The following is a 12,191-nucleotide window of genomic DNA, read 5'->3' as shown; positions in this document are numbered from 1 at the left end:
TCATTTTTTTAATCCCCCCAGCGAAACCAATCAAAACCATCCGGTAGGCCATCAGTATTTCTGTCAATACCGATCCGATAACCCGAACCCGGAGGAACCGCGGTGAAAGTCACAGGCCCATGACACATTCTAAATACTAGACCAAGTGTCAGCAGTGGGAACCCTCTGTCAGAGGTAAATAAACCGTATTGGTTATACAAAAAACCTCGCGGCTTGCCGTGAACCAAGCACTTTGCGACCACATCGGCTTCGACAGTTTCGCCACCGAGTGTTTTGGAAACAAACTTTTCTCTCGCACGTTTGAGCAGCAGTTTAACCCGCTCAAACCCGGGTTCCGTATAACGCTTTAATGTGATCTGTTGCCCCACAATCGGTGCTAAGTCCCCTGGAAAAGCGAACATATATTGTTCGGTGTCCAACCGCTGTTGTGCCGTTTGAAATCCAGTGCCTTTGCCCGTATCAAAGAAACGACTGGAGCCAAAAAAGTTGCCGATAGTATCAATGCCGCCGTCTTTCAAAAAGCCAAAGCCTTTGATCTGATCGCCTTTGAAGTCAAATACACTGGGATCAGGCACTGTATGCATGTTCACATCTTCATTGGGCACAATGCCAAACGCACCGACCCGGTTGGCCAAATTGCGTAAATGGGGGATCTTCAATATTTGCGGATCTTCCATATTCTGTCTGCCATTGGTACCAAAAAAACCTTTTTCGGGTTCCAATGCGTGGCACCCTTCGCAACTAAAGCCACCGACAAAGTCCAATCCGGTCGTTTGTTTCAACAGAATATTATCTAACTCAGACAAAAATACCGCGCGTCGTGTGACCGTTATCTCAGTTCCGTCTGGCATGGTGACATTTTCTTTGAGACCAAAAAAGAAGTCTCTGCCATTTTGTTGAGTTGGCGTTAGACTATTGTCCAGATTTCTAACCGGGTTTGGTGGCATAAACAGTGCTTTTGTAAATGCCCAAAACTCCAGCATTTGCGATTTTGACAGCGGCTCAGCCATGCCGTTGACAGACGCATAACTTGGCGCAAAATTAATAAATGAAAGGGCTTCATCGAACGCATCATCCAAACTGGGGTTATCAGGATCTGCGGTGAATACGCCATTGAGTTTATCGCCTCGCCAATGCATGGCGCCATGTGTGCTGATCCCTCTTAGCGTCTGCGTCAACAGAGGGCCTTTAAGTGGGTGAAATTGATTGACCTCGGCATCCCCATTGAGCGCAGCTAGACGTTCAGCCCCAACGGGGTCAAATGAGGACGCAAACTCAAAAAATTCACGCAAATTGATCGGCAATGAGCTGTTTTTAACGCGCTCATTTGGATCCCCTAAATCCCATGCTATAAAGTCGTGATCACCAAAAATATGACAACTGGCGCACGATGCCTCTCCATTACTTGAGGTCAGTTTGGCATCATATAAATAGGGGCGCCCCTTTACGATGGACTCAGGCTCAGGATTAAAAAGCGTGACGTGATCAACTTCTTGCTTGGTTCTGGTATCCACCACTGAAATACCATTATCAAAGCGCGTATAGACATATAGAGTGTTATCGTTATCAGCCAGCACCAACCCGCCAGGACCTCCTGCCGAGAGCTGAATGTGTGACGCCTCGCTGGGAACAAAAGTATCATTTTCAAGGGCTGTGGTATTAAATGTGCCAATCGCCTGAGAGCCAAATGCAGCCACATATAACATCTGTCCATCTTGGCTAACGACCATTTCCAAAGGAGTGGACAGACTACTTGCCTTAACCTCTGCGGGGGCGACAGGCTGATTATAGTCAATGTGCTTATTGAGATGACGAGGGATGACATTATTGCCACCTTGATCATGTTCATCCGCTGATGTGATCACGGTAATTCTCGACTCTGCAATATGCCCTCGCAGCGATTTGCCATTATAGCCCTCGCCAGTATAGCGTTTCATATTTTGCGCCTCGGTATTGCTCACGTAAAGCACACCTGTGCGCGGGTTCACCGCCATATTGAATAGCGTCGTGCCCACAGATTGATGAAATGCGACTTCCTGCAAATCCAATGCATCTATGACAAAAACATCTTTGTCTGGCAGGTGCATACGTACGCCATTGCTCCAGTTTCTGCCCTGTGCATCGACAAACTGGCCAGTATTGAGGTCATTATCAGCCGGTCCTGCATTAGGGTCAAACTGTACTATCAAGCTGGTTTCTGGTGCTTTGAAGCCCTCAAAGTTCTCAGCTGGCGCTGGCAACCCTCCTGGTAAAATCCCTTTGCCATCTGCGTTGACAGGGCCATTTGGTGACGCTTGACCATCCAATGTTTCACAGGGGCCTGCGTGTTCAAAGCCATTACAAATGGTAAAGTTATTCACCAGCGCGGTTCTATTATGTGAAAAGTGCGCGGCCATATAGACGCGCTTTCCATCATTACTGAGCGCCAATGCACGGGGAGTGTCCGAGAAAAAGGACATTATTTTGAGTGGCTTTCCGCCCAGCTCGGAGCCCAATTGATGACTGTCAAACACCCAAACATCAGCACGCCCAACACCCGGTGTTGTCAATTGTGGATCACCGGCACCAGGTACATTGGCAATACTCGGGTGGGTTCGGTGTTGGCCTCGATGTGCCGTCGCAACAAATAGCCTCGGGCTGGCGGGGCCACTGCCATCAGGATCTGTGACGACAATATCACGCGGTTCATCACCGACCAGAAGTGTCTTACTAACAAACGCGCTTGCAGGGTTTCGCACGTTCACGACACTGACACTGTCCGAAAGGTGGTTAGCAACAAAGACTATGTCATTGCTTAAAACCGCCACGGCAACAGGCTCCATCCCCACCATGACTGAGCCTAAAAGGCGGGGAGTGGTGTGTGTAATATCAAAAATTTCCAAACGATTATCTGGAATGTTGGTGACAAACAAACGCTTGCCGTCAGGAGATATCGCTAAAGGTCGAACCGGACCGCTTTCAAATCCGATAAAGTCTGGTTTATTGGTGTGTGGGGTACTCATCGCTGTTGCTGGGAACAACAGGCTCATCATTAGTAAACAATACCATTGCCAATGCGCATATATGGTTTGTCGTCTATCTCTTCTCGCTTGGTACATACCTTCACACCTTCTAATTATTGTTGTTGTGAAAGCCAACTGGAGAAACACGCAACACCCAGTTGACCTGTTTTCGTTTTAATACCTTGGCGCGGCTTTGTTAACGTCCAATGCTATCGCGTAAAATGGCGACCACATCCTCTGGGTTTGGAAAAGATGGGTGTCCCACCATACGTGCTAACGAAACATCAAAGTTTTCGTGCCAAACGGGCTCGACCACCTGATAACCATCTTCTCGTAATTGCTGCACATTTCTGCGTACAGCGGGTTTCTCCCACATGCTGGCCCCCATCACTGGAAAAAACAACACGGGATAAGTCGCAGCCATAATAATGGTAGCAAGTCGATTAGGTGCACTGCCTGTTGCCACTGCAGCTAAGGTGTTGGCAGTCGCAGGCATCACAGCCACAATGTCATGATCAGCAATGATCCTAGAAGGCTTATCCGTTGGCCAATCTTCTGGCTTTTCACCACTGATCACCCGATCTGCGAATAGGGCAATGGTGGTTGCCGGAATAAAAACCTCGGCTGATTTAGTCATCAATACCGTTAAAGTACAATCTATGTTGGCTTTAATCGTTTGCAAATACTTAGGAAGTAAAACGATATCCACGGATCCAGAGACGCCTATCAGGATACGCGCTTTCTTGTTATGTTCGTCCATCTTTGTCTACCAATGATTAGTGTAATTTAGGTTAAAACTTACTCAGTTCCCGGAGGTGCTTCCCCCCATCCCCAACGCGGCACAGTTTCTCGTTTTGAGGGAGGAGCATCCGGTTGCGAGTTAGCCAGTGCTCGTCGAGATCCCCATTCGATATATGCGACAAAGGCTGAACGGAACTCGGGATCGGCAGGCAATTCAATTTCGTCTGCGGTTTGCAACATCAGTGCAACCCAGCGCTCGCGCTGTTCCGGCTGGATCTTTCTTCCCCGATGCCTGCGGATCATGGTTTTAAAGCCACCGCGCTCTTCGGTATAAATCGAAGTGCCGCCGAGTACCTCTTCAAACCACATCGCAACATGGGTGTGATGGTCATCTGCCATATGTTGAAAAAGCGGCTGCAATAAGTCATCTTGCTTCACTTTTTCATAAAATTTTTCTAGTAGGGTGGACACGGCTTCCCGTCCCCCCATCCATTCAAATAATGTGGGCTGTTGTGTCATTATTTATCTCTTTATTCGGGCGTGATTATGTCTAATCAATAGCGCATAAAGCGCTATGATCAGCCGAGTTCCAATGAGGCAATAGCTTGAATTTTGTGCTTTTCACCTTGTGGCTCTGTGCCTCTGTACATGCGAAATGTATGGAATATTTCCTCATACCCTAACGCTTTTAAGGTGTTGATAAAGCCAAGGTCCAGCGTCGGTGCATCAATCGTTACCTGGGTGCCAAGTGGCACCTGCGCCATCGCCATCGCAAACAACTTCTCGCTGACCGCTTGATTTTCCGCATACAGAGGACCGAGTCGATACCCGTCAGTTGAGCGGCGGATCCCGACCACACCTAAGACACCATCACCAGAGTCAATTAAAAAGCCGTGACGCCCCTCTCCGCTGAACCAATTTTGCAGTAACGCAGCACGTGAATAGCCAGTAATTTGCGCATCAAACTCAATAACCGCCTCGATATTGTCCGCGCTAATATTTTGCACACCTTGTGGTGCATCAACTTGCTGATTGTGCACTCCAACCAGCCTCGAAGTTTCATAATGAGTGACAAACCCGCCTTTTTTGTAATTCTCTTCCTGTTCAGGCATGCCATCGAGCCCAACTGAGCGCTTGTCACAGTGGTGAAATGCATCGTAACTCAAACGCAATCCATATCCTTTACCGCGAGCACCAGGTGCAACCAAGTAAAACCCAGCGTAGGCATATTCATCGCTATAATTAACGACTGACACCGATGCAACTGGCTCACCATTCACATAGCCCAAATAAAAGCCTTGATCATCAATATTAAAAAAGCACTCGGTATCACCTAGACCCAAATCCCATTTTTCAGCCAGTGCCCACTCATTAACAATTTGCCACTCTTCCAAAGTCGCAGGCTTTGACGTCCACGACTGGTGGTCCTGCGTTAATTTATAACTATCTAATTTTTCGCTCATTATTCTCTCCAAATTTGCTAAAGGCCAATCGACTTTCCAATAACTTCTTGCAACACTTCACTGGTGCCACCATAAATTTTCTGCACTCTGCTATTTACCCAATGTTTCCCCATGCTGGAGTCACTCATGTAACCCGAAGCGCCATGTAACTGCATGCACTGCTCAGCCACTTTAACCTGCAAATTGGTTGTCCATAGCTTGGCTCGAGCCGCGTCATCGACATTGAGTTTTTTGCGATTAAACTTGTCAATCGCATCATTGAGATAGATCCGAGCAATTTTGACTTCAGTATCTAAATTGGCGAGTGTGAACTTATTGTGTTGCAAAGAGCCAATGGGTTGACCAAATGCAATACGGTTTTTGCTGTATTCCAGCGTCTCTTTCAATATGGTTTCAGCGGTGGCCACCGCCACCGATGAAATGCTTAAACGCTCTCGAGTCATGGCCGTCATAAAATAGTAGCTGCCCATGTTTTCACGGCCAATTAGGTTGTCTGCGGGCACATGACAATCCTCAAAATAAAGCGCAGCAGTATCACTGGCGTGCCACCCTAACTTCTTCAACGCGGCACCGCGTGTAAAACCATTCAAACCTCGTTCAAGGGCCAATAAGCTCAGCCCTTGACCGCGCTGACCGCTGCCCGTTTGTACCGCGGTTACCACGATGTCTGCATTGACGCCATTGGTAATATAGGCCTTGCTCCCATTGACGACATATTTTTCACCGTCCCGCACTGCTGTGGTCTTTATCTCTGTTGAGTCAGATCCGCCTCCAGGTTCAGTGGTGGCAATCGCTGCCACTTTTTCACCACTACACAGCGCTGGCAACCAGCGTCTTTTTTGTTGCTCTGTGCCATGTGCATTGATGTAACTGGCCAGAACATCGTTGTGTGAAATAATGATAGGTGCTGTCAGTCCAGCGCTGATAAGCTCTTCTGTCAGTATCACTGTATGCGAAATGCCCTTGCGACCTTGACCGCCATACTCGGGGTCAATCTCCATACCAAGCAACCCAGCTTCACCCAGCTTTTTCCAAAATGAGCGATCCACTAATCCCTGTTGCTCCCACTGAGCTTGATAGGGCACTGCTTCCCGTTGCAAAAAATCTCGGCAGTATTCTCTAAACTCGTTGTACGAATCGATATCTTTACTCACTGCTATCCCCTCGCTTCTTTAACATACCGGTTGCTCAGACATTAACCCTTGCAACATTTCGCGCTCCACCACGTCCCAATTGTCATAAATTGCAAAATGGTCCCCAGCCACTTCTACGTGTTTCGTTCTGCCTGTGGAGTGTTCCTGCCAGGCAAAGACATCCTGCTCTGGCACATCAAAGTCTTTTGACGCGGTGATCAGGGTTAGTGGCTGCTTAACTCGCATGTGTTTTAACGCGCTAAACTGGCTTTTCACTGTGTAGTCACTGCGCAGCTGCTTGATCAGCCGGTTGGCAATCATAGGTTGATTAAGCACCGCTTCGGGGGTGCCTTTATCTCTTCTGATTTTTTCCAAGATCGCTTCATCGCTCAGCAAATGCAGATTTTCCTGCGCTTGCACGCAGGGGGCTGGCGAGGCAGAAATGATACTGAATGTCGGTCGCATCCCGTATTTACGCTCTAGCAATTGGTTTACTGCCATGCTGATCACGCCACCAAAGCTATGCCCAAATGTGATCCAATCCTGACACTGCTCTTGTGTACTGAGATAGTGCAAATGTAACGCATCGGCGAGTGTATTCACTAATTCGTCCAGCTCTTGAATGTGTGGCTTACCGCCTAAAGCCCCTCTGCCAGGGATCTCAATCGCTTTGAACAGCAGCAAAGGCTGTTGCTGTGCATACTTACTCCACGCATTATATACCGCAGCCCCAGCGCCCAAGTGCGGAAAGGCGTACACCACTCTTTTTTTGTCCACACTCATTGTAGTGCTCCTACTTTTAAACTATTGGCGATCCGCTCCGCTACCATGATGGTGGTCAAATTGGTTGGCATCGACGGGACACGCGGGAATAACGAGGTATCGGCAACCGTGATCCCTTCTAGGCCATGGAGCTTGCCCTGTTCATCGGCGGCTGTGCCCGCTTGTCCGGGCTCACCCATACACACAGTGCCAGAGGCATGCCAACCAGGATTCACCAAGTTTTTCATCGCATTGTGCATAACAACGTCATTGTTGATCATGGAGTCAGACCAGATAGGGATGTCCTCTAGACAGTCCGCAAGTTTCTCATGCCTTATCACCGACCAGATCTTTCTCACTCCGCCTATCAGGCGTTTAATATCCTCTTCATGTTGGCGAATTGGAAAATCAATCACAGGGCTGGTTTTTGCACATGTCGTTTCGATAAACACCCGGCCACGCGCCTGAGGCCGCATCAACATCACCGAGGCGCCCATAAGCATGGTATCTTCACCTTGTTGACTAAATCGCGGCACCGTTTTACTACTCACATTGTTGAGCAGACCAATCTGCACATCAATTTGACTGTCATGACCACTGGGTAATCGGGCGGCGACCTGACGCCATGGAGAGCCACTGGTGCATAGCGCTTGTTTGGGCTTGGCCCATAACACCACGGCACTGTGATCTTGTAAGTTGCCTCCCACAGCTGGTAAATCAGCCACCACAGGAATACCAAGCTTGTCTAGATGGGTCGCATCCCCCACGCCTGAACGCTGTAAAATTGCCGCGCTGCCAATCGCGCCAGCACAGAGCACCACCTGTTTCCCCTGTAGTTCACGCGCTGAGTTGCCTTGTAGCACCCTGACCCCGGTCGCTTTGTTTCCCGAAAACTGCACATGAGAGACCATCACATCGGTTAAAACATGGAGGTTTTTGCGCTCTCGCATAGGTTCAAGATAAGAGCGATACACATCCAATCGCTCAGCTTCACGGCCAACATTGGAAGGCACCAACCCGACACCTGTTTGCTCACCGTGATTTAAATCTTCAGTATAGGGAATGTGATATTCTTGACAGATCTGCGAGAAGAGCACATCCAGTGGGTGCAGCTCAGCCTCAGAAGGTCGCCGGATCCGCAAGTATCCATCTTTACCATGGCGGTCGGTGTCACCAAAATCCGCATCAGCTTCTAAATGATCAAACCAAGGTTTTACCTTATCCCATTGCCAGTTTGGACAACCCAGTTCAGCCCATGTGTCAAAATCACTGGGAAACCCGCGCAGCGCCACAGCGCCATTGACCGCTGATGAACCGCCCATCACTTTGCCCGCTTTGTAACCAAATAACTTATCCGGTACACGCTTACCCGGTTTCGCGGGCACCTCAGGCTGTTCTGACATGAAGCGGTTACTGCCACTGAGGTTCGCTTCATAATCCCAATTATACCCGTCCAAAACCAGTTGAGAGGCATCTCTTAACGGGCTATTTTCCTCGTTTGCATCGGAGTCCTGACCTGCCTCAATTAATAATACCGAGACCTGCTCATCTTCAGACAATCGAGCAGCCATGACACACCCGGCCGTTCCGCCCCCAATAACAATGTAATCAAAAACTTGATTGTGCACTTCGTCGCTGTACATTGCGCTTTCCTTATTATTCTTCTGTCTCGTTGTCCTTGTGGATGAGTTGGGCAAAATACTGAATATTTGAGTTCATAAATAGCCCTTCCACGATCTCTTGTTCGGTATCTGTGTTAATACCAAATTGCTCTCTGATCGTGCCGATTAGCGCCACTGCATGTAAGGAGTCTCCGCCAATATCGAAAAAGCCGCTGGTCACATCGACCGAATCATGCTGAAGTTGTTTGATCCAGATATCTAAAAGTGCAGCTTCAATTTCATTGCCCGCTTGCACACTCTGCTCCGCCTCATTGTCCAGATCTTGCCAAGGGCTAGGCAGTTCGTTGTGACTTATTTTTCCGTTGCTGGTAAGTGGCATCGCATCCAACACAATATAATAAGACGGGATCATATAGTTGGGGAGTTCACGCTGGGCTAGGTTTCGCAACTGGGTTTGCAACGCATCATGATCTAACTCAGCTTGAGGCTTATCAGATACAATCCATGCGACGATATGCCTCTGTCCTGTTCTCGGGTGCGCGGGAGCCCCCACCACAACATGACTAATGTGTTCATGCTCCAATAAACACACTTCCACTTCACCAAGTTCAACTCGATAGCCGTTGATTTTTACTTGATTGTCTTCTCGCCCTAAAATCTCAATGTAGCCATCGGCGATGTATTTTCCTAAATCACCAGTTTTATACAAGCGCTCTCCCGTTACTGGATGGTCAAAAAAGCGCTGGGCAGTTTTTTCTTTATCGCCAAGATACCCTTGTGCAACCCCTTCACCGGCAATGTACAGCTCACCTGTCACCCAACGCGGGCAGTGAGACAGCCACTCGTTTAATACATGGAAACGCTGGTTTGCCAATGGTTTTCCGTAAGGAATACTCGACCATTTGTCATCAACGGCTTGAATAGGGTAGAAAATAGACCATATCGACCCTTCGGTTGCGCCGCCCAAACTGATAACCTCACAGTGCGGCAGCACGTCTTTGATTCGATCGGGTAAATCAACCGGGATCCAGTCACCACTCATCAATACCAATCTGAGTTTGGACTGAGACAAATTGCTGGTGTTTTTGTCTACTAACGCTTTCATTGGTGCCGGAACACTGTTCCAAATTGTCACGTCATGTTCGATCAGCTCTTCATACCACAGCAGCGGATCTTGTGCCGACTCAGGCTTGCCAAAGACAACCCGTCCTCCGGCACCAAGTACGCCAAAGTAATCGTATACAGATAAATCAAATCCAGCCGGGGCTACGGACAGTACCGCATCATCGCTGCTAACATTAAAACGACGATTAATATCTATTACCGTATTGGCGGCGTTGCGATGGGAGATCATCACCCCTTTGGGCTCTCCGGTGGACCCCGATGTGAAGATCACATACGCCAAATCATCCAGTTCGGGAACGGGGTGCGACATAGTTGATGCCGTCTGCGCAGCATCATATCCGAATAAATCACAGTGTGGGATATCACTGAGCTGTTTAAAATCAGCTAAGGTATTTGCATCTCCAACCACGCCTTTGGCATCACAGCGCTCTAGTAATTTCACTTTTCTGGCACTGGGAAGATTTGGGTCTATGGCCACATAAGCAGCTCCTGATAACAACACACCGACTATCGCAATGACCAGATCTGGGCCCTGTTGCTGGGTGACGGCCACTATATCATTGGCGCAAATATTGACATTGCGACCGATCTGATTGGCGATCCACTGGGCTTTATTAAGCAGCTCTGAGTAAGTGACTTGGCGATCACCTTGTACCAAGGCGACCTGATCAGGATGCTTGTGCGCTGCGTTCAATACTAAATCTTGAAGTAAAGTCGGGTTGAGCGCTATCTCCGTGTCATTTGCTTGCTGCCGGGCACTGGCATCATGCTCAGGTAAATCAACGACCTCCCCTTGCTTATCAAGCAGCTTTGCATCGTTGGCGCAGGCATTTAATAGCGTCAGATAAGCCTCTTGCATCTCCTGGATCATGCCGTCTGGGAATAACTCTTCAACATAGTTCCAGTTTATCGTTACTTGTCCTTGCTCATAGGTCAGCTGATTTTCTAACCACAGCTGTGGCGTTGTATTGCTCATATATCGACTGTGAATGCCTGGCCAAGAAGGGCTTTTCACCACTTCTTGTAGGTCATAGTCGAGTGTATTACTAAATACCACAGGAAATGAAGCCGCACGATTTGATTGACTTTGCTTTGTCAGCGCTCTTAGCACCTTGATGCTATTGTGGGACGAGTGTAAGCGATTGTTGATGATGGATGACTGTAAGGCCAGCAATCGCTGTGAAAATGTCTCGTTTTGCCCCCCCTCGATAGGCAATAGTACAGGTTGTAAAAAGTTACCCACCGTGTGTTCTATACCTTCGAAATAGGGCCGACGACTCATCTGTGTCACGGTCAAAGTGAAATCCTGTGCCTTTGACCACTGCCGAACCACCTCAGCATAGGCACCAAGAAATAAGGCTTCGAGTGTCATTCCGCCACTGTTTGCAACGACGCGGAGTTGCTCAATGAGCGTTGCTGGCAAAGCTTTAGATAAACGACAAAACCGGGGCTGAGACAGTAAGCTAGGCGCCTTTTTTAACGGCATTTCTGGTGCTTGTGGTAGTGTATTGAGTTTATCTTCCCAGTATGCAGCATCTTTTCGACCTTGCGCTTGATCAGTGAGTAACGATTCACAATTTAAGTAATCGCTGAAGCTAGGTCGTGATTGTGTGCTCACAGTACCAGTTTGATAGTGGCCAAACCAATCTTGTAGCACCAGGTATACGCTGTGCATATCGACAAAGATCAAATCAAAATAGATTGCTAGGCGCACCAAGCCCGTGTTCAGGCGAATGGCCTTGATCACAAAAGAAGGGGCGTTATCTAAAGGTAATAATGTGCTCTCTAGCTCATGGCGATGTGCAGCCAATGCGGCCTGCTGCTCATGCTGTTCTAAACCAGACACATCCAGTATTTCAATTTGGTAGGGCGACACCTGTTCAAGCACTTTTTGTTGACCATCACCGCTTAATACCGCGCGTAACATAGGATGCAATGAGATCACATGATTGAGTGAAGTCGTTAATGCGTCAACGTCCGCATCTTCAACATCGATCTCAATATAGAAATTGCTAGAGCGACCACCTAACTCAACGCCTGGATTTCGACCGATCACATACGCATATTGAATATCAGACAAACTAAAAGGAATTGTACTGTCAGTGCTGACATGCCCTTTTAGGTGCGCTTCATCTAAGGGTAGCTTCCCCTCTAATAATGCACGTACGTGTTGTGCAAAAAGAGCGGCATTACCATCGGTTACTTCGAGAGCAGAGCTCAAGTGGATTTCACTATTTTTTAATTGAATTCGTTGCTTAAATGCATCCATGTTCATAATATAACTTCGCACCAATAAAGATTATCTTGTTCATTTTGAGTAAACGCTGACGGCCTATCTACTCA

At 48.1% G+C, this 12,191-nt stretch carries 8 protein-coding genes; all 8 read right to left on the bottom strand.

Features of this window, described 5'->3' with window-relative positions; translation table 11 throughout:
- Positions 1-8: 8 nt before the first annotated feature.
- The 8 genes from MHN81_RS21800 to MHN81_RS21765 all read right to left on the bottom strand — a co-directional run bounded on the left by MHN81_RS21800 (position 9) and on the right by MHN81_RS21765 (position 12,123).
- Positions 9-3,098, bottom strand: a complete 3,090-nt coding sequence (locus MHN81_RS21800; RefSeq protein ID WP_023402285.1) for a hypothetical protein — start codon at positions 3,096-3,098, stop codon at positions 9-11.
- A gap of 100 nt (positions 3,099-3,198) precedes the next feature.
- Entirely contained in the window at positions 3,199-3,762 is a 564-nt protein-coding gene (locus MHN81_RS21795; protein ID WP_023402286.1) for a flavoprotein, read from the bottom strand.
- Positions 3,763-3,800: 38 nt separating this feature from the next.
- The gene (locus MHN81_RS21790) at positions 3,801-4,262 is read right to left on the bottom strand and encodes a group II truncated hemoglobin (RefSeq protein WP_023402287.1); all 462 of its coding nucleotides are present in this window, start codon (positions 4,260-4,262) and stop codon (positions 3,801-3,803) included.
- Between the two features lie 59 nt (positions 4,263-4,321).
- Positions 4,322-5,206 (bottom strand): GNAT family N-acetyltransferase, encoded by an 885-nt coding sequence (locus tag MHN81_RS21785; RefSeq protein ID WP_023402288.1) that lies wholly within the window; start codon positions 5,204-5,206, stop codon positions 4,322-4,324.
- 17 nt (positions 5,207-5,223) lie between these two features.
- Entirely contained in the window at positions 5,224-6,360 is a 1,137-nt protein-coding gene (locus MHN81_RS28280; RefSeq protein ID WP_023402289.1) for an acyl-CoA dehydrogenase family protein, read from the bottom strand.
- Between the two features lie 18 nt (positions 6,361-6,378).
- Positions 6,379-7,122, bottom strand: coding sequence for a thioesterase domain-containing protein (locus MHN81_RS21775; RefSeq protein WP_023402290.1), 744 nt, complete (start codon positions 7,120-7,122; stop codon positions 6,379-6,381).
- Positions 7,119-8,744, bottom strand: coding sequence for a GMC family oxidoreductase N-terminal domain-containing protein (locus tag MHN81_RS21770; protein ID WP_023402291.1), 1,626 nt, complete (start codon positions 8,742-8,744; stop codon positions 7,119-7,121). Before MHN81_RS21770 ends, MHN81_RS21775 begins: the two co-directional genes overlap by 4 nt.
- 13 nt (positions 8,745-8,757) lie before the next feature.
- Entirely contained in the window at positions 8,758-12,123 is a 3,366-nt protein-coding gene (locus tag MHN81_RS21765) for an amino acid adenylation domain-containing protein (protein WP_239426708.1), read from the bottom strand.
- Between the last annotated feature and the right edge of the window lie 68 nt (positions 12,124-12,191).

This window comes from Pseudoalteromonas sp. Of7M-16 (genome assembly GCF_022347805.1).
GTDB classification, from domain to species: domain Bacteria; phylum Pseudomonadota; class Gammaproteobacteria; order Enterobacterales; family Alteromonadaceae; genus Pseudoalteromonas; species Pseudoalteromonas luteoviolacea_F.
This window is presented reverse-complemented; position numbering and strand designations above follow the sequence as displayed.